The sequence below is a fragment of the Leeuwenhoekiella aequorea genome (assembly GCF_004104375.1).
GTDB lineage: Bacteria > Bacteroidota > Bacteroidia > Flavobacteriales > Flavobacteriaceae > Leeuwenhoekiella > Leeuwenhoekiella aequorea.
Genome location: NZ_QOVM01000006.1, coordinates 226,604 through 253,172 on the forward strand (window position 1 = coordinate 226,604; position 26,569 = coordinate 253,172).

A 26,569-nucleotide genomic window follows, 5' to 3' on the forward strand; every position below is an offset into this window, starting at 1 on the left:
TTAGAGAAATGAAAAAGATAAACTTATTCCAGAAAGTTATCTGTGCAATGGGGTTTTTAATGACCATTGGATGTACAGATCTAGAAGAAACAACCTATTCTGAACTATCAGAATCCAATTTTTATAAAACCGAATTAGAGTTAGTTCAGGCAAATTTAAGGCCATTCACACATATGCAAGCTTGGCTTGCCTGGTCTGGTCAAAATGGATATTATTATCACAATGAACTTTCTGCAGATCAAACCGCCTGGCCTCAAAAAGGTAGACACGGCTATGATAATGCAGATCATATAAGACAACACTACCATACTTGGACAGAACAAGAAGGGCGCTTAAATAGTGCATGGAGATTAATGTGGACCGGTCTTGGATTTGTAAATACTGCAATTGAAAGTATTGAAGCTGTTGATGCGGCTGCTATTGGCGTAACACCAGAGCGATTAGCATCTATTGTTGCTGAGGCAAAAGTTTTGAGAGCTTACCATTATATGAAAATAATGGATATGTGGGGAAATGTTCCTATTGTAACTACAGTAGGTGAACCTAACAACCCTGCAACGTCATCAAGAGAAGAAGTTTTTGCCTTTATAGAACAAGAATTACTTGAGAATGTCGAAAAATTACAACCTCTATCACCTAAATTAATAGGTCGTATGAGTAGAGCTGTAGGATATTCAATACTATCTGAGCTTTACCTCAATGCAGAAGTATGGTCTGGTACACCACGTTGGGAGGAGTGTATAGTTTATTCTGATAAAGTTATAAGTGGTGACGGTGGATCACTTACAGGAAATATATCATTAGATCAGGATCCTGTTGGACCTTTTAATAATACTAATGAAGACTCTCCAGAAAACATATTTCAATTCCCATTTAGCCGTAAAAATGATTTTGGATACGACTGGAGATCATTCTACATGGGCTTTTCTAATATGACTGCAGCTCTTGATGTAAATTATAGCGGTAATAATGCTTTTGTGGTTGTTCCTACTGCTTATAATGCCTTTAAAGAAAACGACATTCGTAAGCAAGAGTGGTTCTTATTTGGGCCTCAATATAAGTATGGCACAGATGAACCTATTTTAGGATCTGAAGAGTACAATGGAGAACCTTTTATATATGTAAATAATATTAGAAGAAATACAGAAGGTCAAACGGGTGAAGGCTCTATGACAGATGGAGAGGAAAATAGCGGAGCACGTTTTAATAAGTATAGATCAGGAACTCAGGACGATCCTAATTATCTAGAAGGAGATTATGTGGTCTACAGACTTACTGAAATTTACTTCAATAAAGCTGAAGCATTAATGCGTTTAAATAATGGGAATGCTACCCAAGCATCTGTAGATCTAATTAATGCGAGTAAAAAACGTTATTTTACTGAAGATGATTGGGCTACAGAGGCATACACAACTACATCACTTACTATGAGTGAGCTACTTGCAGAGCGAGGTAGAGAGTTTATTTTTGAAGGAATGCGTCGTACAGATCTTATACGATTTGGTGCATTCACTACAAATTCTTGGTGGGATCATGAACCATCTGGTGATGCGAATCTAACACTTTATCCTATTCCTTATAGACAATTACAGGCTAATCCAAATCTTGTTCAAAATCCAGGATATTAAACAGTATATTATGAAAACAATTTTAAACTCATTAAAACTCTCAATACTTGTTATACTCTTTACGTTTTCAGCTTGTGAAGGAAGACGGGTATTTGAGGACATTGTAGAAACCGGTGTAAATCTTGATAATTACGATATTATCTTATTAGAATCAGGTAATTCACTTGATATTGTGGCAACTTTTGAACCTAATGTAGTTCCTCAGCGTGACTATATTTGGGAAGTTGACGATCCTAGTGTTGCAGATTTAGTACAAAACGATGATAAATCAGTAACATTAACTGCTACCGGTTCTGGAGAGACTACTTTGCATATAACAGCAGCCGATGATAACACACTTACGGCTTCTACTATTATAAAAGTGATAGCTGGTCCACCCGTTGATATTACAGATCAAAGTTCAATTTCTGTTAATAGAGAGTATAGCGGCGGACCTGATGGAGCTGAGGGTTCTACAAAGCTTATAGATGGAGACTCTAGTACTAAATTTTTGTCAGGGTTTGTAACACCTTTTTGGGTTAATCTAGAATTTCCAAGTCCAGTCATTGCAGGATATTATTCATTTACCTCTGGGAACGATGCTCCTGATAGAGATCCTAAAGCTTGGGAAATACAAGGTTCTCAAGATGGTACAAACTGGACCACATTAGATAGCAGAACAGATTTCAAATTCGCTGATCGTACAGAAACTCGTGAATTTTATTTTGATAATAATACCGCTTATAAATATTACAGATTAAATGTTTTAAGCAACGGGGGAAGTAGCCTGTTTCAAATGACAGAATGGAGACTGTTTCTTCTACCATTTTAATTAAAGTAAGCGTTTATTTTTAAATAACTAAACTTCGATACTACAAATGACAGATAAAGCCACCTATTTTAAATTACTAGGTGGCTTATTCTTAATAATACAAACGGTTTTTTATTGAATGTTAATAGAATAACTAAAACGTTTTACTTATTTTTACTTAAATAAGATCAATTCACTATATGCTATTCTGTATAAGACACATAGGAAAGCAATCTTTGATAAATATGCTTTAATAATATGCAAAGAAGAAAATTTTTACAAAATACAGCCCTTGCTGGAGGGTTGACACTTATAGATCCAACACAAGTTTTTGCGGGGACAATACTTAAAAAATTCCCAACAGTACGTGTGCCTCAAGGGCAACGCAATTTTGAAAGTAAGGCTATAGAAAATGCGATCAAGCAATTTTCTAAACACGTCGATGATGAAGAGCTGGCATGGTTATTTAATAATTGCTTCCCAAATACACTAGATACCACTGTAACTTACAGTACTTATAAAGGTCAGCCAGATACGTATGTAATTACCGGAGATATTGATGCCATGTGGTTGCGAGATAGTTCTGCTCAAGTATGGCCATATATGCAGTTTGCTGATCAAGATAAAGATTTAAAAAAGCTCATAGCTGGAGTTGTTAATCGCCAAACACGTCAAATTTTAAAAGATCCCTATGCAAATGCATTTTATGATGATCCTCAAAAGAAAGGGGAGTGGACTTCAGATAACACAGATATGCTTCCGGGAGTTCATGAACGTAAATGGGAAATAGATTCTTTGTGTTACCCCATACGATTAGCTTATAATTATTGGAAAACTACAGGTGATACAGCACCATTTGATAAAAATTGGGTTGAAGCCATAAAAACCATTCTTAAAACATTTAAAGATCAACAGGAGAAAAATGGTACTAATCCGTATTCTTTTGGTCGTGTAACTGCAAAAGGCACAGATACTCGTTTTTTAAATGGAAAGGGTTATCCTGTAAAGCCGGTAGGGTTAATCTGTAGTGCTTTTAGACCTAGTGATGATTCTACGGTTTACTCTTTTTTAATACCATCTAACTTTTTTGCAGTGGTTAGTTTAAATCAAGCTGCGGAAATGATCGATGAACTTAAAGGTGATAAAGCACTGGCGAGCGAACTTAAGGCTTTAGCTGTTGAAGTTGAGCAGGCTATCAAAAAATATGGTGTCACCGAGCACGAAAAATATGGGAAAATTTATGCATTTGAAACAGATGGTTTTGGAAATCATTTAATGATGGATGATGCTAATGTACCTAGTTTACTTTCACTTCCGTATCTCGATGCGATTAATATAGATGATCCTATTTATCAAAATACAAGAAACTTTATTTGGTCGCTAGACAATCCGTTTTTCTTTAAAGGAACTGCCGCTGAAGGTATAGGTGGTCCTCACGTTGGGATGGATATGGTTTGGCCAATGTCTATAACCATGCGCGGACTCACTAGTACCAGAGATTCTGAAATAAAGGATTGTATTGAAATGCTCAAAGCAACACACGGTAATACTGGATTCATGCACGAGTCGTTTAACAAAAATAACCCTAAAGATTTTTCTCGCTCGTGGTTTGCCTGGGCAAATACGCTATTTGGTGAATTGCTTTGGAAGACCTATCAAGAGCGCCCAGAGCTTCTAGGATAAATCTATATAATAATGAATTATGAGAACACATTCTGCTTTAGTAACTGTACTTGGTCTTAGTTTAGGATGTTTATTAGGATCGTGTAAGATGAAATCAATTGAAGATTCTGGTATTTCTACAACAATTGATGACTCAAAGGAGTTAGTTGCCTATGTCAATCCATTTATAGGTACCGCTCCATTAACCGATCCTGCTTTTATAGGTTATACTCCGCCCAAAGACTGGCGTGTCTGGGCGGGTTTAACTTATCCCGGTTCTACATTACCTAATGCAATGGTTCAATTGAGTCCTATAACGCAATATGGCAGTGGTGCGGGATATGAGTATGAGGATTCAGAAATTATAGGATTTACACACACAAACAAAGGTCATTGGAATTTATGTCACATTCCTATTCTCCCAGTATCCTCAGATGCTGATTTTCCTTTTAAATCTGGTTTTGATAAAAATACGGAAGCCGCTTCACCGGCATATTATTCGGTATATTTAAAAGATTACGAAGTGGGGGTGCGGGTAACATCAAGTTTGCGAGCTGGATTTCATGAATACACATTTAAGCAAAATGCAGTACCTAAAATTCTCTTTGATTTAGGCAGGGCAAATAACAATGTAGATGAATGGGAAATACTAAAAACAGGTAAAAATACTTTAGAAGGATTTCAGCGTACAGGGGGCGATAAGGTTTATTTTTCAGTTCAATTGAGCGAACAGATTATTAACTTAGAGACGGTAGATCCTAATGAATCAAAAGGCTATACTTTACTAACTTTAGATGCTAAAAATTCGGTTGTAACCCTTAAAATAGGTCTGTCCTTTGTAAGTTCAGCGAATGCTAAAAATAATCTGAAGGAAGAGATAGGAAATAAAAATTTTGAAACTATTCAGAAAGAAGGAATTTCAGTTTGGGAAAAACTGTTATCTAAAATTGAAGTAACTGGAGGTACAGAACGGGAAAAGGAGCTTTTTTATTCCTCATTGTATCGCAGTATGCAGTGGCCGGCTTTACGCAGTGATGTTAATGGTGATTTTACAGATGAGCAGGGGCAAATACAAAATAAAGGATTTCGTTTTTATACAAATCCATCATTGTGGGATACTTATCGTAATAAATTAGTTTTATTAAGTTTATTATCACCAGAGACGGTAGGAGATATTATTCAGTCTATGATCGAGCGCGGCTCAAATACTGGTTTTATGCCAACTTTTTTTCACGGTGATCACGCCGCCCCATTCATAGCACAGGCGTACGGTAAAGGTATTCAGAATTTTAATGTAAAAAAGGCTTACGAATTGCTTTTAAATAATGCGTATAAAGAAGGTGGAACGCGCCCTTTTATCTTAGAATATATAGAAAAAGGATTTATTTCAGATCCTGATGTTAAAAATCCAAATACCGAAACCAAGGCAAAAGCCGGAGTTTCTAAAACTTTAGAATATGCTCTAGATGATCATAGTTTGGCCATTTTAGCAAGGGATTTGCAAGATTTTGAACACGCGGAAGATCTTGAAAAAAGATCTATGAATTATAAAAATGTTTACGATCCAAAAACGCATTTTATGCGCGGTAAATTAGCAGATGGATCGTTTATTAGTCCGTTTGATTCAGAATATCCCTATTATGAATATATGTATCGTGAGGCAAATGCGTGGCAATTGTCATTTTATGTACCACACGATATGTCCGGATTAGTAAATCTATATGAAAATGATCAAGCATTTGAACAAAAGCTTGATTCGTTATTTACCCTCCCTTGGAATCCCAATCATATCGCTCGCAATGTAAGTGGATTTATGGGACAGTATTGCCACGGAAATCAACCTGATCATGAGGCTCCCTATGCCTATTATTTTATAAATAAACCCTATAAATCTCAGGAAATTATTGATGAGTTGTTGCACAATTATTACGGAGTAGGTTCAGAAGGATTGGCTTTAAGCGGAATGGATGATGCAGGAGAAATGAGTGCGTGGTATGTTTTTGCAGCTGCAGGACTATATCCGTTATCCCCAGCAGATAACAAATACCTTGTTTCCCTTCCAATTTTTGATAAAGTCAAATGGAATCTTGGAGAAAAATCTTTAGAAATTTCAAAAAAAGGAACTTCCAGAAAATTGAAAAATATAGAATTAAATAAACTACCGGTAACAACGTATTTTTTAAGTCAGGAGCAACTTATTGCAGGTGGTAAATTGATATTAGATACAAAATAATGCTGTTTATGCTAGTTTTTAACGGGTAACTTTTGTGGGTAATATTCAGCTATTTATAGAATCGAGAAAGCCATCTTAATATGAGAGTTTATTTTACATTATTTCTTATTATAATTACTAGTATTAATTTTTTCGCTCAAGAGCTCAATTATAAGATTGAAGAAAATATAAGTTATTATCCCACTAATGAATCAGGTTTGACAGCATATCAGAGAGCACAATGTCGTCTTGATATTTACTGGCCTACGCGAAAGAAAGATGTTCCTGTCATCATTTGGTTTCACGGAGGTGGCTTAACCGGCGGATCTAAAGAAATTCCGCAAGCTTTAAAAGATAAAGGGTATTGTATTGTAGGGGTTGGTTATCGCTTGTCTCCACAAGTAAAAGCGGCAACCAGTATTGATGATGCGACTGCTGCAATAGCCTGGGTTTTTGAGAACATCGCACGGTATAATGGCAATTCCAAATCAATTTTTGTTTCTGGGCATTCTGCTGGTGGTTATTTGGCTTTAATGTCTGTGATGGATAAATCACGTTTAAAATCATACGAAATAGACGCAAATAAGGTGGCTGGTTTAATACCGTTTAGTGGTCATACAATTACACATTTTACTATACGTGCAGAACGTGGAATTCCTGGAGAACAGCCTATTATAGATGAATTTGCTCCATTATATTATGTACGTAAAGATGCACCACCTACCTTATTAATTACAGGAGACCGAGAACTAGAAATGTTAGGGAGATATGAAGAAAATGCTTATTTCTATAGGATGATGAAAGTTGCCGGTCAGGAAAAAATAAAACACTATGAAATGCAGGGTTATGGACATAATATGACCTCTCCAGCATTTCCTTTATTAATAGATTTTATTGAAAAGTTCAAAGAATAGTATAGATTAATTAGATGTCTTTTAGATGAAATCCAACTAAATATGATTAATTTATTCATAGTAAAACCTTTTAGTTAGTTTATTTTTGCAGACAAATTGAAGGTTGTATTAGAAGTGCCAATACGATATATGAAAAATATTTACGAAGACGATAGGATTGTAATGACTTTAGATGCGGGAGGAACAAATTTTGTTTTTACAGCATTCCAAGCAGGTAAAGAAATTATCAAACCCATTAATTTACCTTCTTATTCAGATAATTTAGAAGCTTGTCTAAAAATCATAATTAATGGTTTTAATCAAGTAAAAAAAAGTCTCAAAGGTCAAAACCCTGAAGCTATTAGTTTTGCTTTTCCTGGTCCTGCAGATTATAAAAATGGCGTTATTGGTAATCTTGTCAATCTACCCGCCTTCAATGGAGGAGTTGCTCTGGGCCCAATGCTTGAAGAAATTTTTAAGATTCCTACCCTAATTAATAATGATGGAGATCTTTTTGCATATGGTGAAGCGGTAGCCGGAATACTTCCCTTTTTGAATAAAAAAATGGCAGATGCAGGTCTTGTACGTACGTATAAAAATCTGATAGGAATTACACTAGGTACAGGATTTGGTGGTGGCCTTGTAATAAATAATCAAATTTGTTTAGGAGATAATTCTGCAGCTGGTGAGGTATGGTTAACCCGTAATTATATAGAACCTCAAACAGTAGTGGAAGAGAGTGTGAGTATAAGAGCTATTCAGCGAGTTTATGCTAAACATTCTCAATCTAAAGATCTATTAACTCCACTTGAAATTTATAGTATTGCAACAGGTGAGAAAGAAGGAGATCAACAAGCGGCAATACTTGCTTTTGAGGAAATGGGAGTAGCTATTGGTGAGTCTTTGGCAAATATATTAGCATTATTTGATGGACAGATTGTTATTGGAGGAGGTATTGCAGGAGCCTCTCAATTTATAATACCAAAAATTATAGAACATCTTTCGGGATCTATTTACGATCTTGATAATAACGCAATGCCTAGAACTATTGCGACCATTTACAATATAGATACAGATAACGGACTTCAGGATTTTTTAAAGAATTCTGAAACCGAAGTAGTAATACCGTTTAGTACTAAAAAGGCATTCTATAGTCAGGAAAAACGCATAGCAATAGCGGTTTCAAAATTAGGTACTAGTACAGCTATATGTTTGGGAGCTTATGCTTTAGCACTAGATTTTCTCGATAAAACCAATATGTATTCAGAACTTATTCCATCTCAAATAGATTAAAAAAAGCCAGCTCATCGAGCTGGCTTTTTTTGTCTAAATCAAAAGAGTTTAAGTAATTTGGATTTCTTCTGAATACTATTAGATTAATTATAAAGATTTTTATTTGGTTTGCTACTCATATAAAAAGTGAGCTTACCACCATTCATAACCTGATCGTGAGTGATAAACGGCTTTTTAAGAAGTACACCGTTAAGTTCTACTTTGCGCACATACACATTTTTATCAGATTGGTTTTTAGCTTCGACAGTAAAGGTATTACCATTGTCTAAATGCAAGCTCGCTTCCTCAATCGCCGGACTTCCCAAAGCATAATCTACAGATCCAGGGGCAACAGGATAGAATCCTAAACTGCTAAATAAATACCAAGCGCTCATTTGTCCAAAATCATCGTTTCCACTTAACCCATCATTACCTGTCTGGTATTTATCTTTTAAAATCATTCTAATTTTATCCTGAGCTTTGTAGGCATCATTAGTCCAGTTATACATATAAGCAACGTGATGTGATGGCTCATTTCCATGAACATAGTTACCTATGATTCCTTCGCGTGAGATGTCTTCGGTATTTTCAAAATACTTATCTGGCAAATGCATAGTAAATAACGAATCTAGATGTATACTGAATTTTTCTTTTCCGCCCATCATATCTATTAACGATGCAGGATCGTGAGGAACATACAAACTGTAATTCCAACTGTTACCTTCAATGAAACCCTGCCCGTGAGTATTGAGCGCATCAAAATCTTTTTTAAATGTGCCATCGCTAAGTTTAGGACGCATAAAACCGATTTTTGCATCATAAACATTCTTGTAATAAGTAGAACGCTCTATAAATTCATCGTAAATTTCTTGCCGTCCTAATTTTTGTGCAGCTTGCGCAATCGCCCAGTCATCATAGGCGTATTCCAAAGTTTTGGATACTGAAGCGCCACTTTTATCTTCAGGAACATATTGCATATCTATATAGTCACCAATACCATCAAAATAGCGGGTTCTGGCGGTTTGAACGCAAGCATCTAGAGCTGCATTCTGATCAAAGTCTGCATTGCCTTTTACTATTGCATCAGCAATGACAGAAACACTATGGTAGCCTATCATACACCAGTTTTCATTAGCATAATGTGACCAGATAGGAAGCATATGGTGAACACTCTGCTCTTGATGTACCAGCATAGATTGAATCATATCTTGATTTCGTTGAGGCTGTAGTACATTAAATAAGGGATGTAAAGCTCTATACGTATCCCAAAGCGAAAAACTGGTGTAGTTTGTAAAGCCCTCTGCCTGATGAATATTGCGATCCAGCCCCATATATTTACCATCAACATCCATATAAACAGTAGGACCCAAGAATGCATGATACATTGCAGTATATAAATTTACTTTGTCTGATTCCTTTAAGGTTTCAACAGTAATTTTATTCAGCTCCTGATTCCAGGCATCACGTGCTTTTTGCTTTACAGATTCAAAATCCCAGCCAGGTATTTCAGTTTTCATATTGTTTAAAGCACCATCTGTACTTACTGGAGATAATGCCATCTTAACATTAATGGCTTCCCCTTCTTCAGTATCAAAATCAAAATAGAGACGTAAATCTTTTCCAGCCATTTCTGGGAAATTATGATTCTGGTCAAAACGCCCCCAGAAGCCACGATAAACTTGATCTTTTTGTTTTTCTTGGCCATAGCTTTTAAAAGCTTTACTAAAGCTCATTGCAAAATATACTTTACGAGTACGAGCCCAGCCACTGGTTTGTCTGTAACCGGTAATTGTAGAATCATTCTCTACACGAACAAACGTCCATACATTTTTACCATCATAGTTATAAATCCCGGCTTTCAGGTCCAGAATAATATGTGCCTCTGTACTTTTTGGAAAAGTGTATTTATGCATTCCAACTCGCGTAGAGGCAGTAAGTTCGGCCTTAATATTATAATCTTTAAGATTCACTGCATAGTAGCCGGCTGTAGCTTTTTCTTCCTCGTGCGAAAAACGAGAGCGATAACCCATGTCTGGATTTGCGGCAGTTCCGGGATTTAATTGTAATGTTCCAACAGTAGGCATTACTAGAAGATCTCCAAGATCTGAGTGTCCTGTACCACTAAAGTGTGTATGACTAAATCCTACAATGGTTTTGTCATCGTATTTATAGCCTGCACAATATTTATATACATCAGGGTTATACCGCCCGTTTACAGCATAGGGTATAGTGTCTGTATCTGGACTTAATTGTACACTTCCAAAGGGTACAGTTGCACCGGGGTAGGTGTGACCCATTTTCGCAGTACCTATTAAAGGATCTACATAACGTGCCAAATCTTCCTGAGCGTACGCGACATTAAAAACACCAACCGCAAGTAAGCTTGCGGTGGCGATTATTTTTTTAAATTTTATCTGAGTCATTAATTTAGGGTAAGAAATTTTTAATCTTCATTAGAAAGCGAATATGGAAATGAGGATTTATTAGTTCCGCGGATAGTGTTGGGTTCTTCACTCATTTCATAATCTATAGTCATGCCATTTTGAATAGCCTCATGGCTTAACCAATTTTTAGTATAGGTTTTTCCATTTACTTTCATTACTTCAATATAACGGTTTGTATTACTATTTTCTAGAGCGTTAATTATGAGTTCTTTTCCATTTTCAAGCTTAAGCGTTATTTTTTTGAATAATGGCGCTCCTAAAACATACTCGTCAGTAGCAGGAGCAACCGGATAGAATCCCATTGCTGAAAATACATACCAGGCTGAAGTTTGTCCATTGTCCTCATCACCACAATATCCATCTGGAGTAGGCATGTACATTCTATTCATTGTCTCACGAGCCCAATATTGAGTTTTCCAAGGTGCTCCTGCATAATTATACAGGTAAATCATATGCTGTATAGGTTGATTACCGTGAGCATATTGACCCATATCTGCTATTTGCATTTCGCGTATTTCGTGAATAACGCCACCATAAACGCTTTCATCAAAAATAGGAGGCATTGAGAATACAGAATCTAATTTCTTGACAAAATTTTTCTCTCCGCCCATTAAGTCAACTAGACCTTGTACATCGTGAAATACAGACCAGCTATAGTGCCAGCTGTTTCCTTCTGTAAAAGGATTTCCCCATCTAAACGGGTTAAAATCTTCTTGCCAGCTTCCATCTTCATTCTTACCACGCATCAAACCATAACTGGGATCAAAGAGATTTTTGTAGTTCATACTACGCTCTTTGTATTTGTTTATTTCCTTTTTAGATTTACCAATCGCTTTACCAAATTGATAAATGGCAAAGTCATCATAAGCATATTCAAGAGTTCTGGCAGCACTTTCATTAATACCTACATCATAGGGTACATATCCTAGTTTGTTATAGTATGGCGCTCCTGCACGTCCTACAGCACTTATGGGACCTTCATTGTTAGCGCCATTGATTAATGCTTTCCAAAGTGTTTCGGTATCATAATCTCTCATTCCTTTTATGTAGGCATCTGCAACTACGGATGCAGAATTGTTACCTACCATAATATTTGCATAACCGGGACTAGACCACTCCGGCAACCAGCCTCCTTCTTTAAAATCATTAGCAAGACCCTCTTGCATTTCTTTATTGATTGAAGGATATGCAAGATTTAAGAAGGGATAAAGGGCGCGAAAAGTATCCCAAAAACCAGTACCAGCAAACATATAACCCGGAAGTATCTGGCCGTTATAGGGACTCCAATGTACGATCTCATCTTGTGCATTAATTTCATATAATTTATTCGGAAAGAATAGGGTTCTATAAAGGCAAGAATAAAATGTTCTAATTTGATCTAAGGTTCCGCCACCTACTTGTATACGGCCTAGTTTTTCGTTCCAAAGGTCTCGTGCTTTTTGCTTTGTAGATTCAAAATCTGAAGCACCTATTTCTCTACTTAAATTCAATTCAGCCTGATCAAAACTTATGAAAGAAGAAGCAACTTTAGCATTAACAACAGTACCTTCTTTTGTATCAAAACCTACAATAGCACCCGCATGATTGCCTTGCATTTCTGCTTTTCCTTTTGCAAGCGTGCTACCTTCCCAGGTATTTACATCACTAAAAGGCTTATCAAACTTAATTACAAAATAGTTCTTGAAATTAGTAAGTTTTCCACGTGCATACTTAGTAGTATATCCAATAATTTTATTTTCTTCAGGAATTACTTTTACATAAGATCCTTTATCAAATGGGTCTATTACCACATATGAACTATCAGATTTCGGAAATGTCATTTTAAATTGGGCAGCACGTTCTGTAGGTGTTAATTCTACCGTGACATCGTGATCAGCTAGATAAACCTTATAGTAATAGGGCGTAGAAACTTCGGCTTTATGCGAAAACCAACTTGCACGATCATCCTGAGTGAACTTCATTCCACCAGTTACCGGCATCAATGAAAATTGACCATAGTCATTCATCCATGGTGATGGTTGGTGGGTTTGCTTAAAACCACGAATTTTATCTGCATCGTAAGTATAAGCCCATCCATCGCCCATATTTCCCGTTTGTGGTGTCCATAAGTTCATACCCCAAGGTACGGCAACGGCGGGGTAGGTGTTTCCGTTAGATAACCCCGGACTGGAGTCTGTGCCCATCAGCGGGTTTACGTAATCGACAGGATTTTTGATAGAATCTAAAATATCATTTTGTGCTTGTAAGCTGCCGATAGCGAGAAAACAAATGAGGAGTGTCGTTTTCAATTTACCCCAATAGTTAATGGGTAATAGAGCTTTTAATTTAAAGGGATTAACTTTCATCTAATTCTATAATTAAGTATTTAAATTTATCTGCGATTCTTATTCAAGGGGTTGGCTCGTACTCCTTCATTACTAATTTTAACAGGCTTTATAAAACCATCTTTATCAAAATACATCTTGTCAATGCAAATTTCTCTTGAGTTTTGATCGGTCTCATTAAGGGGTCTGCGGTGGTACACCATATAATAATCATCAGATCCTTTTTCATGAATTACACTATGATGACCTGCGCCTGTAGCAATTGCCGCATCTTGCTGTAATATTTTGGCCTCACGTTTAAACGGCCCAAACGGAGAATCTGCAATCGCATAGGCAACACTGTAATCTGGTCCTGTCCATCCACCTTCAGACCACATAAAATAGTATTTATCATCTTTGATAAACATAAATGGCCCTTCTACATAATTTTCAGGAGTAATTTCTTTAAAAATAGTACCATCTTCAAAAGGAATAAAACCGGTAAAATCTTTATTTAATTGAGCCACATTGCAATGTCCCCAACCGCCGTAGTACAAATAATAGTTACCGTTTTTATCTTTAAAAACAAATTGGTCAATTGGCTGCGCTCCATTGTGAAATTTATCGATTAGAGGTTTTCCTAGATAATCTTTAAAAGGCCCTTCTGGTTTATCACTTACAGCTACTCCAATACCTCCTAATTCATTATTACTCTGTATATCATTTGCACCGAAAAATAGGAAGTACTTATTCTCTTTTTTTATGATTGAAGGTGCCCACAAGGCCCGTTTAGCCCACTTAATTGCTGTGGTATCTAGAATACGTTCATGTTTTGTCCACTCGGTTAAATTTGAAGAAGAAAAAGCATCCAGATGAACCTGACTATCATAGGGAGCCGAAAATGTAGGATAGATCCAATACGTCGTATCAAATATGATTCCTTCAGGATCGGCATACCATCCTTTGAAAATGGGATTATTCTCTTGAGCATAGCTATTTGTAAGCAGCAAAAAAGCCAGGAATGTTAATGATTTAAGCATAATTCAATTATAGGTTATAAATATAAGCACAACCAGCGTAAAACGTTTTAGTTGTCTTTTTTATTTTTGTTTAATTTTCCAGTTGGTAAGGTTGATAATTTTATGAAATATCTCATTGTTTTGATAGATTCCTTTAAAATTTTCTGATCCGGGACCAAATGCGAACACCGGAATTAAGGTAGCAGAATGTCCCCCCGTAGAGAACGTAGGGCCAATTTCTCTATAATCACTATATTCACTACCATCATCCCTTTTATTCTTCTTTGCAGCTAGTGTAAAGCCTCCCGTTTCATGATCTGAAGTAACAATCACTAAGGTATTACCATCCTTTTCTGCAAAATCTAGTGCTTTTCCTATCGCTTCATCAAAGTCTATGAGTTCTGCTATAAGATAAGGAGCATCGTTATTGTGACCGCCCCAGTCTATTTGTGAACCTTCTGCCATCATAAAAAAAGGGGATCTGTTTTTACTTAAAAAATCAGTACCTGCCTCAATAGCTTTAGCTAAAAAATTACCACGACCTTCTTGCATTTTAGGCAAGGCGTTATCTGCCAATATAAAGCCTAACTTCTCATCACTTTTTATTGAGTTATAATTCCCTAATGAGGTAGTGTCTATGGTAAACTTTTCAGCGCGCAATGCTGCTATTAGATCAAGGTTATCATTTCTACCACTGAAAAATCGTAAACCACCACCAGCAAAAAAATCTACACCAGATTTTGGAAGATATGCTGCAATTTCATTTTCCATTCCTCTATTTTTTACGTGAGCAAAAAAACTAGCAGGTGTTGCGTGTGTTAGTGATGATGTTGTGATTAGACCAGTTTTCACATTATTTTCTGAAGCGATCTCAACAATTGTTTTAGCATCTTTATAATCATCTGAAAGTCCAATAGAACCATTATAGGTTTTTATACCACTTGCAAATGCTGTCGCTCCAGCTGCAGAATCTGTAATATCTTCCTGGGATGACGAGGTGTTTATGAGACCTATATTTTCAAAACGTGTATAATTAGAAGTTTTATCCTGAAAGTAAAAGGCGCTGGATATTTGAGATAATCCAGTACCATCACTTATTAGAAGAATTACATTTTTTGGTCTCTCTGTGCGTGTTGCAATTCCATCAGCTGTTTTGCAAGAGAATATGGAAAAAAGTAAACCAAAAAATAAAGTTGTTTTAAGACTATTCATTTCTTTTAGATTGAGGAGTAGGCGAACTCGTATTAATTAGAGATAGGTTGTTTAAATTTAAACACTTTTTATGGCGCGCATTTATCTCTTTAAAATCATTAAAAATCCGAATATTAAATCCCGTTTTAATTGTGAGAGACTTAAAATCCGGATTCATTTTTTAAATTTTAAAGCGTATAACCATCTCGGTAGTTTCGCTTTACAAACTGGTTAGCTTCTTCAAAATTAGTAACGCGCATATTTTTAGAATCCCAAAGCATTTCGATATAGCGGCCTGGATAATCATAACCACCACCTGAACGTTCTTTTCGTACATCAAAACCACGAATAGCAAGATTGGCGATTAACAAAGTTTCAGTTAAAGGTCCAGCAACACTAAAAGGCGAACTCACTTCTTTTTTACCAGGTCCTGCCAGAGCAGCTTCTACCCATTGTTTATAATGGCCATTTGCCTGACCTTCTACACGGTCGTATTTTTGCGCTACCGTAGTTTTTTCAGTTTTAGATGTAGGTAGCAATTGTGGATTTTCTGAATATGTGCCACACATCATTTTACCTTTAGTACCTATAAATAATACTCCATTACCACCATCACCAAAAACTTCGTTAGGATCTAACTCTTCAGGACGTGCGGGTTGAATTCCACCATCCATCCAGTGTAATTTAATATCCCCCTGAGTTTTGTCGGTTTTTGGGAATGTCATTGTAACGTGACTTGAAGGTGGGCAACCATCAGGGAAATATCCCCTTTTAAACTCATCAACATATACACTACCCACACTGCATTGAACATTTTTAGGGTATTTTAAATTTAGCACACGTACGGGAACTTCTACAAGATGACAACCCATATCACCAAGGGCACCAGTACCGTAATCCCACCATCCACGCCAGTTAAAGGGTACAAGACCACCTACATAATCTTTATAAGGAGCTGTGCCTAACCATAAGTCCCAATCTAATTCACCAGGAATTGGAGCAGATGTTTTAGGCCAAGGTATTCCCTGCGGCCAAACCGGGCGATCTGTCCAGCAATACACTTCCTGAATCTCTCCGATTAAGCCGGCATCATACCATTCGCTCATTAAACGTGTACCATTGTTAGAAGCACCTTGATTTCCCATTTGAGTAACCACATCGTATTTCTCTGCAGCTTCAGTGAGTTTACGTGCTTCATAAATATCGTGTGTTAAGGGTTTTTGAACGTACACGTGTTTATTCAATTTCATCGCTGCGATTGCAGGTGACGCGTGATTGTGATCTGGAGTTGAAATAGAAACAGCATCAAAATGTTTATGTTCTTTTTCAAGCATTACACGCCAGTCTTTATAATATTTAGCCTTAGGAAAACGCGCTCTTGAGGAAGCTGCTCTGCGGTCATCAACATCACATAAAAAAGCGATTTCAGCTTTACCAGAATCTGCAAAACTTTTAATATCACTTTCCCCTTTTCCACCTACACCAATACCTGCTACAAATAATTTATCACTGGGAGCTGTAAATCCCACACCACCTAGAACATGGCGAGGAACGATTGTAATTCCTAATGACGCAATTGATGCATTTTTTATGAAGTTTCTTCTAGGAGTAGAATTTGATTTTTTGTTTTCATCCATAATCTGTGATTTTTTTAATTTTTTGTAAGCGAAAAAGGTTTGTCTAATTCGTGAATTCCTCTTGATTTATTAGGCTTTTGAGACATTTCTAATTCAAAATTACCTCCCTGAATTATCTGCCCGTATGTTAGATAATTCTTGGTGAATTCTACAGAATTAAGATTAGCCTTGTTGATGTAAATATTCTTCTCTGAATTGTTTTTTGCTGAAATAATAAATTTCTCACCATTTTCTAACGTGATGGTTGTTTTTTCAAAAACAGGACTTCCTAATACATATTCATCTGTGCCGGGGCATACACTATAAAAACCCATAGCGCTGAGTACATACCAGGATGAAGTTTGTCCCTGGTCTTCATCACCGGGATAGCCGTTTTCAGTATAAGAGTATAATTTGCTCATTATTTCTCGTGAGCGTTGCTGCGCCTTCCAGGGTTGACCAGAATAATTATAGAGATAAATCATATGTTGAATAGGCTGATTACCGTGAGCGTATTGTCCCATATTAGCCATTTCCATTTCGGTCATTTCATGTATTTTACCACCATACGTACCTACATGCACTGTATTGGGAACTGTAAATACCGAATCCATTTTTTTATTGAAATTTTTCTCACCACCCATAAGATTTATCAAACCTTTTGGATCTTGAAATACAGACCATACATAGTGCCAGGCATTTCCTTCGGTAAAAGGACCGCCCCATTCATAAGCATCAAAATCTGGTAACCAACTTCCGTCTGCTCTACGACCGCGCATAAAACCTACTTCGTCATCCCACACATTTTTATAATTATACATCTGTCTGCTAAAGACGTCTACATAAAATTTATTCCCGATCATTTTCGCCAGGTTGTATCCACAAAAATCATCATAGGCATATTCGAGTGTTTTAGCTGTAGCTTCGCCATATTTAGGGTATGGCACATAGCCCAACGTATAATACTCTTTAAAGCCGTGACGTCCGTTTGCAGGACCCCAGGGCCCTTTTTCTGTAGCTTCATGGTAATATGCTTTTAATGCCTTCTCAGGATCAAAAGTGCGGATACCTTTTGCCCAGGCATCAGCTAAAAGTGATATAGCGTGATTACCTATCATACTTCCTGCTTCGCTTGGAAACGACCACGATGGCAACCAGCCGCATTGGTCATAAGCATCGAGTAATGCTGCAACATATCTACCATGCATTTCTGGATAGAGGAGTGCGTTTAATGGAAATTGGGCCCGGAAAGTATCCCAGAACCCGGTGTCTGTATACATATAACCCTCATGAATTTTGCCATCATATGGACTAAAATAATAGGGCTCGCCGTTCTCATTAAGTTCATAAAACTTTCTTGTGAATAAACTTGCCCTAAAGAAGCAAGAGTAGAAGGTTTTTAATTGCTCTTCGCTACCACCTTCAACAAGAATTTTACTAAGGTGTTTATTCCAGATGTTTTTTGCTGAATTCTTTGTTTCTTCTAGTTTTCGGGCTTTACCAAGTTCGTTTTTTAAGTTTTGTTTTGCCTGCTTTAAGCTTATATAGGAAGAAGCAACTTTGACCTGTACCGTTTCTCCGGTATTAAATTGCAGATAAGCACCAATGCCTTTACCTTCAGCGTTGGTATTTTCATCTTGTTTGTTTCCAGTAGTATTATCCCAGGTGCCAAAGGCTTTAAAAGACTTATCAAACTGAATGACAAAATAATTTTTGAAATTCTCAAAGCGATCCATACCACGTCCATTCTGCACATAGCCTGTAATGGTTTTATTTTTCTGATCAATTTTCACTTCACTGAGTCCGGTATAACCATCGAGTACCAGAAATGCATTTTCTTTTTTTGGAAATGTAAATCGCAGATGAGCGCCACGCTCAGTGGGTGCAATTTCGGTATTAACTCCGTTATTTAGAGCGACTTGATAGTAATAAGGTTTTGCTGTCTCTTTCTCGTGAGTAAAACCAGATTGTCTGTCATTTTCTTTTAGTTTTAATGTTCCCGTTACAGGCATAAGTGAGAAGACGGCATAATCATTACTCCATGAACTGCACTGGTGTGCCTGCTGAAAACCACGAATGGTTTTTTTAAAATACTGGTATTTCCAACCATCCCCATTAGGTCCCGTTTGTGGAGTCCAAGTATTCATTCCAAAGGGTAGAGCAGTAGTGGGATATGTGTTACCGCGAGTCAATTCATGTCTAGAATTTGTACCTTGTAAGGTATTTACATAGTCGGCAAGATCAACCTGTGCAGCTAATGAATTAGCTAAAATGTATAAAAGTAAAAAAGTAAAAATACGCTTAGTCATGCTATGAGTTTGTGAAAGTTTTAGAATGAGCATTACGTATTAGCTATATCAAAAGGTTAATTAAGTATAAATATAGTAAAACGTTTTACTAATCGAATTAACTTTTCTTTTAAAAAATGAAAAAATTATAAAAAGAAAAAAAATAGAGGATTCCGACAAACATATTTGTTAGTCGGAATAGCCTTTATTCTTAATGGATACTAAATTTAAAATTTAAGTTGAATTGAGAATATCTTGTTTATGAGTTATTGAGTTTGTTCTTTAAGCATTTTAATAAAATATCCTCCAACAACTGAGCGTGCTTTAAAACCAATCTTTCTAGAGTCTGTAGTTTCATGCCAGTCACTTAGTGGTACGCGATCTGGAGTTTCATTTACATACGTCCACATAGGATTCATTAAAGCTTTAAAATCTTCTAGGTTATCAGCCAATGTCGCAGTCCATAAAACCCAATCAGATTTAGTATATGTTTTTCTACTATCTAAAGGAAGACCGTAATCGTTTTGTTTGGTCAGGTAATACTTTACCTCGGTTTTTTGCACATCGTCAGGAAAAATATTTAAGTCTAAAATATCATCCCATACCAGATTATATTTTTGACTCCAGGTACCAGCACTGTCAAATGCGAGCACATAGTGATCGCCATTTGCTGCAATATCTTTCCATTTTAATGCCATTTCTTTAGCAGCGGTTGTGTATTTTTCTGCGGTTTCTGTTTCTCCTAACCTACCTGCTAATTTTCCATAAGAGGCAATTGCCATAATCGCTTTTACCGATAAGTTAGCATTTCGTGCTAAATGTCCGGCAAAGTCATCTGTGGAGAGTTGGTTTGCAGGATCAAATCCACTTTCGATTAAAAAATCTGCCCAGATTGTTAGGGTATTCCAATGTGCTTTAGCGTAGTCTGCATGCCCTTCCTCTTTTGCAATTGCTGCGGTTAAAATTATCATATTACCCGCTTCTTCTACCGGCATATCCTCGCCATAAGTTTGACCAGTTGCTATAGGATAGGTACCTAAATCGTGAGCAGGAAAGGGTTTTTTCCATCTGCCGCTTTCGCTGTATTCAAAAATCCCATTGAGCATTCCCTTTAATAAATCTGGATTATAAACCAGAAATAAGGGAGCTGATGGATAGGTGACATCTACCGTATTGATAGAGCCATTACTGTTATTTTCTTTTGAAAGAAAAAGTAATTCTCCTTTTGGAGATTCTACGAGAACGTGGGCTGCGATAGCTTGTCTGTAAGATAAAACACATAAGTCTGCATACTTTTCTCCACCAGCCTTAATGGCATCATTATATAAACCTTTGTCAAAAGATTTTACACGATTTATAATATCATCATATTCTGTATATGCATTTGCTAGTAGCTCATTAAAAGACTCACTTTCTTTTTTGTACCACGGCTTTAATGAATCCCCGAAGTAATTTACAGATTCCTCCTCATCGTAGCCCAATAAAAATAAATGATGTGAAGGATCAACTATTTCACCAAGATCAGCCACTGTATTTAAAACAAGACCGGTCTCAGGAAAATTTTGAGAGTTTTCATCTGAATTAGCAATTAGTGGAGCCAGAGCATTTTTTGAATCACTTAAGTATTGAAAAGTATCTTCTATGGGAGATGCTACATAAAAATAGCCCCAGTCTACCCGGAGATCATCTCCTTTTTTCTCAAGCACGGGTTGGTCTTTTGTACCAACTTTCAAAATGTTTAAACCGTTTTGTTCATATTTTTCTGCTGCAAGTTTTTGGGTGGGTGTATTTGCAGCGATATTACCAGATGCGCCAAGATAAATTTTAACTTTATGTTTGTTACTATCATTTGAAGCTACTGCCACATCTAAATAGGTTATGGGTCTGGCGTAAATTTTTAAGTCTTCAATTAGAAGGGGAGAAGTGAAGGTTGCAGTTAGAGTTGTTTCGCCGCATTTAAATTTATAGATGGTTTGATTTGCTGTAAGTTTTACACTGGTTTGTTCTGCCACTTTTACACTTTCCTGACCCATTATGTTAGATTCTGTAACTAAACCAGCATCAAGCCATCTACCACCAGCTGTATTTTTAATAGCAATGGCCAGTACGTTTCCAGATCTTTTCAGTGATTTTAAGGCTTCATTTGTAAGCGGAATATATTTAAAGCTATGTTGCCAGCCTTTGTAGTCATAGATTTCAATTCCATTTATATAAACTTTTACATTATCATCGTGGCGTAATTTTACGTATAGCGATTTAAGGTCTATTTGTTTAAGATCAAAATTTCTACGATAGTATAATTCATCACTTTCCCAAATTGTATTTGCTTGTGATTTGTCATCACTAAAGGGAGCTTCTCCCTTTTTCCAGTTAGCATCATTATAATCTGCTTGTATCCAGTTGTCTTCGGGTTTGTTTTCAGTATAGGCTACAGTATAAGACTCATCTTCACTGGTAGGTAACAGAGTCTCGTAAACTTTTGATTCCTTCCCTAAAAAACGATAATATTCACCATCTACTTCTGCAATTCCTACCAAAGACTGATCTTGCTCTGTCCAATGTTTAGTTGTTGATGTATTAAGTTTATCACCCATAGACCAAATACTGAAATTGGGATTGTGGGTTACCAGTGGATATGCGGGAGCTCGTAGATTAGCACTAAAGTTTATATCCTCTTGTACTTCTGGTACATTTTTCTTTTTTGAATCGCAGGCAGTAACTAAAATACACACGATCAAGAAAGCTTGTAATTTATGGTAATTTATCATATTGATAGTTAATTCTATGATTGAAACGCTTAACTTAAGATTACCGCTCCCTATCTAATTTATAGGAAGCGGTAAGTTAATAAGTAGCTCTCTTATTCTTTAAAAAGTCTCCATTCTGCAGCTTGAAATGCACCGTCCCCAAAGTTTTCGATTATGGTCCACTTATAATATAAATAGGGAGTTGAGTTTGTTAATCTAAATGGATAATCTTCCCCTCTTGCAGTAAAAGAATCGGTTAAATCTCTGGAATCGATTTCTTCCCAGATTGTGCCGTCGATAGAACCTTCTATGGTCCATTTTTTAGGATCTCTACCACTTGCATCATTTGCTGAGGTAATTTCATATAAAGTAACTATTTCAGGTTGCAATAGTTGTTGGGTAATTACTAGGGGTTCTGTAGAAATGCCATTAGTAAAACCGCCGGTTAAAAACTTTGAACTTTTATCTCCATCTATAAGCTTAAGTGAACCTTCATTTGCTGTTGCACCACCAGAATTATCTCGACTTGCGGTTAAAATAGCTCCTGCAGAAACATCTATAGGATCAAAATTTAAAAGTTGTAAGTTTTTTAATCTCCATTCTGATAATTGAATTAAACTACTTCCATTATTTTCTAGTAATACAATACGATAGGATTTATAAGCTTTCGTATTGTCAAAATTGTACTCTTTTTCAAGATTGCGAGAAGCAAAAACTTCATCTGTAATTTTATGCAGTAATTCAAAATTTGCACCATCATTAGATCCCTGAAGCTCCCAAGATTTAAAGTCGCGTGTTGGCGCATCGTTACCAGATACCATTGTATATTTATTTGCAACCTGAGCTGTAGTAAAATTTTGTTGCATATAAAATTCCTGAGGAAAACCGCCTGTAAGAAATTTAGAATTATTGTCATTATCAATTAATTTTAAAGATCCTTCACCAGCTGTGGGTCCCCCGTCATTGTCTTTACTTACTACTATGGTTGCATTGCCTTCACTTGTGACATCTATAATTTGCGAAGCGGGCGAAAAAGTATAGGGCATTTCGGGGAATTGTGCTTGAGCTATTAAAAGCTCCTGAGCCCAGTCTGGATTCCAGCCAAATGCATTTTCAAATAGTGGTTGTAAATTAGTTCCGGCTGCACCGCTAAAGAAATGAACAAATTCTCCTACATTCATTTGTCTTATATACTTAATTCCATCGACAGGATATTTGTTTTTTATCAAACTAAAAAACGCATTATATGTAGAGGCTCCGTTATACGTATCATATATAGGTAAGAACCAATCTCTAAACCAAAAACTATCTGGTGAGGGGAAAGTTTCACTTGTGGCACTAAAAAGTGTTTTTACACGCTCTGCCTCGTTTTCCATATCCTGAGATAAATAGCTGTCGTAAATAAAGAGTTCTGTAAACTTATTATTCCAAACCCCTTCTGCTGGGGAGCCACTGGTATTACCATAGGCAGATTCCACTATTTTAGCCATCAAGGCTAGTGCTAAATCTGCTGTTTGAGAATCAAATTCAGTATGTAAAAGTGGAAAATCAATAATATTTCTTGAAGTAGAGCCTTCTTCAAGATAATTACCCACGTAGGTAGATTTATCTTCACCGTGAGCTACGACATACAAACTACTTGGTTCACCATATCTACCATAGATGGAAAGCGTTCTAGGCCATATATTTCCGAAAAAGTCAAAAGACCATTCTGATTCTCGATTTACTTCAGGATCAAAATAAATACCTACTGAGCCAATTAGAGCTTGTCTGGTTAGCACTTCGTTATGATCAGACCAATCTTCATTGACACCTCTAGGTGGTGAACCGTCTGGATCTTTATTTATTATAGAATCTGGCAGACCATCTATAAGTGAGGAATCATCCTGCACACAAGAATGCATCACCGTCAATATTCCTAAAAGCAGGATTAATTTTAAAGTAATATTTTTCATAATTGTATTTTTTATTTAAAATCAAATTCAATTAATTTTGAAATTTATCGCACTAAGAAATAGTTAAGTGCTTATACTTGGGTTTGAACTATATATTTCCCAAAGTTCATCTAGATCTTTGCCTGTATAAGTTTTCCATAAATCTTCAGAATAGGTTTGATTCCTTAAATGCTCATCTAACTTGACAATAATTTTTTTATCATATTTTTGTCTTATCCATTCGAGAAATCGTGCTGTAATACGGTAACTGTTTGAATAATGCTGGTTCTTATTAAAAGGAGTTAAGCTCCATCCAGCCTCTTTGTTATTTAGGCCATATTTAAATCTAACGTAATCTGCAATGCCTTCTGTTAACCATCCCGGTCCACTACCTCCGGGGTATGATTGTATTATATGCATAATTTCATGGGTCATTAAGTCTAGATCTTTAGGATGACTGTGCATCCATTTTGAACTAACAGTAATTTGGCCATCGTGAGCGTAAGCCACCCCATTATAAGACGTATCAATTTTAATTTTGAGATCTTTACGGGCCTTTGAATTAAAATCTTTTATAAGCTGCGGATAAACGTGGAAAACAATCTTTTTAAAACCGTTTTCTATACTACTATCGAGTGTAGAATCATTATTTTGATAGCTAAGCGTGATGGTATTCTTTTGAGAAAACCCAAAAGAATACATCACGATGGCTAAAGACAAACAAATTAAATTTTTAATCATAATTATTTTTTTTACCAACCAGGGTTTTGAGTTAGAGAAGGTGTTGCGTTAAGTTCGTCTTGAGGAATAGGCCATAAATAGTCCTGAGGTCTAAAAACACGAGTCTCAAAAGGTTTTATATTGTAAAAATCCTCTTCAGCTCTGGCATTGATATCCATACCGTGAGTAGGTCCTGCCAGAACTTCATCAGCAGTTTTCCAACGTCTTACATCAAAGTAGCGCACACTTTCTGCGTATAATTCTACTCGACGTTCTTTGTGAATGGCCTCTCTCATTTCTTGTTGAGTTGCGGGAGCTTCAAGTTCTATAGTTCCATATTCAGGTATGCCTGCACGGCTACGAATTTTGTTTAAATAGATTAAAATATCTGGGTCTGAAGGCGCATATTCATTTAACGCCTCAACATAATCCAAATAGAGTTCGGCGAGACGCATCATAGGTATAGTTCTGGCAGTAAACGTTCGACATTCTCCTACGGGATAGGATTTTCTAACTACGTAGCCGGTAGGAGTGTAGTCATTAGTACCAGCCTGTCTCCCAGAATTCCCTCCAAACCAAGTTTTAGTTATGATATCGCCACCACCTCGGTTTAACCAAAGAGAACCATTGTAGGTTATCGAATTGTAGAAACGAGGTTCTCGATTTGTCCAGGGATTATAAGTTGATCTTGCTGTAAAATCGTAAGGTGCTTGAAAATCTGAAAAACCATCTGCAGCATAATTAGCTTGGGGATCATCAATAGATCTTCCATTTGATGTGAAAAATGCATCTACAGCTTCCTGAGTAGCACCTAAACCACCCGCACCTCTATTGCAACCATCGGCTCCTAAATGATAAGGAGTGATGTCATAATGATAAGCCATACCTCCACGAGGTCTTGCGTAGATGATTTCTTCATTATAGTCTGTAATCATCACTTCTCGCACAGACATATAAGGATCTCCACTAGGATCTATATAGAGTTTAAATCTACCGGGAACATACTTCTGAATAAACTCCCTTGATACATCTGCTGCAAGTTTCCACTTTTGAACATCATAGGTTTGAGGGATTAATTGCTCACCTTCTGCATTGACAAAGTCGGCATAATCTGTATTACCATTATATATTGGACTAGCGGCAAAGAGCAATGTTTTTTGTTTAATAAATAATGCAAAAGGAGCCTGCAGTCTGCCATCTTCACTACCTGGTTCAAAATTAGAAGCCTCTAAATTAGGGATTGCCTTATCTAATTCTGATACTATATATGCGGTTACTTCCTCAATAGAATTTCTTTTAAGACCTAAAGAAATTAAATCTGCATCTGGTGGTATGGGTGAATCACCAATCAATATCACGGGGCCCCAGGATCGCATTAAGTTATAATAGAAAAATGCTCTTAACGTACGAGCTTCAGCTGTATATTGTACAATATCTTCTGGAGTACAATCTGAACACTGATCTATATTATCTATGAAGGTTGATGCAGAGCGAATACCTCGGTAGAAATTAGACCATAAATTACTAACCTCCTGTGTAGTCGCGTTCCAATCTCCAACATTTAGCCAGTTACCCATATGAAACCCCCAAACATATTCGGCTTCATCAGAACCTCCTGTCCAAGGGCCTGAGTTGTCACTGGTCGTGTAACGCTGAGCATATTCACTTGGAATTTGTGAATAAACATTAGCCAGATAGCGTTGTGCATAATTCTCAGATTGAAATGTATCTTCAAATGTTAAGCGATCATCAGGTACCTGATCTAAAAAATCGTTATTGCAAGAGAGCAATACAGCTGTGCAAGTGAGTACTATTATAAACTTTTTCATACTAGTTATTTTATAATTCGA

At 36.6% G+C, this 26,569-nt stretch carries 16 protein-coding genes; 6 read left to right on the plus strand and 10 right to left on the minus strand.

Features of this window, described 5'->3' with window-relative positions; all coding sequences use genetic code 11:
- Positions 1-8 precede the first annotated feature (8 nt).
- From DSM00_RS13440 to DSM00_RS13465, 6 genes are all read left to right on the plus strand, one after another.
- A complete protein-coding gene (locus tag DSM00_RS13440) occupies positions 9-1,628 on the plus strand; it encodes a RagB/SusD family nutrient uptake outer membrane protein (protein WP_164916342.1) in 1,620 nt (539 codons plus the stop codon).
- Between the two features lie 10 nt (positions 1,629-1,638).
- Positions 1,639-2,439 (plus strand): discoidin domain-containing protein, encoded by an 801-nt coding sequence (locus DSM00_RS13445; RefSeq protein ID WP_128758487.1) that lies wholly within the window; start codon positions 1,639-1,641, stop codon positions 2,437-2,439.
- Between the two features lie 237 nt (positions 2,440-2,676).
- Positions 2,677-4,101, plus strand: a complete 1,425-nt coding sequence (locus tag DSM00_RS13450; RefSeq protein ID WP_128758488.1) for a glycoside hydrolase family 125 protein — start codon at positions 2,677-2,679, stop codon at positions 4,099-4,101.
- Between the two features lie 19 nt (positions 4,102-4,120).
- Positions 4,121-6,313, plus strand: coding sequence for a GH92 family glycosyl hydrolase (locus DSM00_RS13455; RefSeq protein WP_241652422.1), 2,193 nt, complete (start codon positions 4,121-4,123; stop codon positions 6,311-6,313).
- Positions 6,314-6,393: 80 nt separating this feature from the next.
- Positions 6,394-7,206 (plus strand): alpha/beta hydrolase, encoded by an 813-nt coding sequence (locus tag DSM00_RS13460; RefSeq protein WP_128758489.1) that lies wholly within the window; start codon positions 6,394-6,396, stop codon positions 7,204-7,206.
- Between the two features lie 129 nt (positions 7,207-7,335).
- Entirely contained in the window at positions 7,336-8,478 is a 1,143-nt protein-coding gene (locus DSM00_RS13465) for an ROK family protein (RefSeq protein WP_241652423.1), read from the plus strand.
- Between the two features lie 83 nt (positions 8,479-8,561).
- Here the strand turns inward: DSM00_RS13465 and DSM00_RS13470 are convergent, their stop codons facing one another.
- From DSM00_RS13470 to DSM00_RS13515, 10 genes are all read right to left on the minus strand, one after another.
- Entirely contained in the window at positions 8,562-10,880 is a 2,319-nt protein-coding gene (locus tag DSM00_RS13470) for a GH92 family glycosyl hydrolase (RefSeq protein WP_128758490.1), read from the minus strand.
- Between the two features lie 20 nt (positions 10,881-10,900).
- Positions 10,901-13,246, minus strand: coding sequence for a GH92 family glycosyl hydrolase (locus DSM00_RS13475; RefSeq protein ID WP_128758491.1), 2,346 nt, complete (start codon positions 13,244-13,246; stop codon positions 10,901-10,903).
- A 26-nt stretch (positions 13,247-13,272) separates the two neighbouring features.
- A complete protein-coding gene (locus tag DSM00_RS13480) occupies positions 13,273-14,244 on the minus strand; it encodes a glycoside hydrolase family 43 protein (RefSeq protein WP_128758492.1) in 972 nt (323 codons plus the stop codon).
- Between the two features lie 60 nt (positions 14,245-14,304).
- Positions 14,305-15,435 carry an alkaline phosphatase gene (locus DSM00_RS13485; protein WP_128758493.1) on the minus strand — a complete coding sequence of 377 codons (1,131 nt, stop codon included), beginning with the start codon at positions 15,433-15,435 and terminating at the stop codon, positions 14,305-14,307.
- Between the two features lie 167 nt (positions 15,436-15,602).
- Positions 15,603-17,051, minus strand: a complete 1,449-nt coding sequence (locus DSM00_RS13490; RefSeq protein ID WP_128758494.1) for a Gfo/Idh/MocA family protein — start codon at positions 17,049-17,051, stop codon at positions 15,603-15,605.
- A 14-nt stretch (positions 17,052-17,065) separates the two neighbouring features.
- Complete coding sequence (locus DSM00_RS13495) at positions 17,066-19,339, minus strand: GH92 family glycosyl hydrolase (protein ID WP_128758495.1); 2,274 nt, start codon at positions 19,337-19,339, stop codon at positions 17,066-17,068.
- A gap of 245 nt (positions 19,340-19,584) precedes the next feature.
- A complete protein-coding gene (locus DSM00_RS13500; RefSeq protein WP_128758496.1) occupies positions 19,585-22,086 on the minus strand; it encodes a glutaminase family protein in 2,502 nt (833 codons plus the stop codon).
- A gap of 92 nt (positions 22,087-22,178) precedes the next feature.
- Complete coding sequence (locus tag DSM00_RS13505; RefSeq protein ID WP_128758497.1) at positions 22,179-24,020, minus strand: discoidin domain-containing protein; 1,842 nt, start codon at positions 24,018-24,020, stop codon at positions 22,179-22,181.
- Between the two features lie 63 nt (positions 24,021-24,083).
- Positions 24,084-24,740 (minus strand): basic secretory protein-like protein, encoded by a 657-nt coding sequence (locus DSM00_RS13510; RefSeq protein WP_128758498.1) that lies wholly within the window; start codon positions 24,738-24,740, stop codon positions 24,084-24,086.
- Positions 24,741-24,751: 11 nt separating this feature from the next.
- Positions 24,752-26,548: a RagB/SusD family nutrient uptake outer membrane protein gene (locus DSM00_RS13515; RefSeq protein WP_128758499.1), complete on the minus strand. Its 1,797-nt coding sequence runs from the start codon at positions 26,546-26,548 to the stop codon at positions 24,752-24,754.
- Positions 26,549-26,569: the final 21 nt, after the last annotated feature.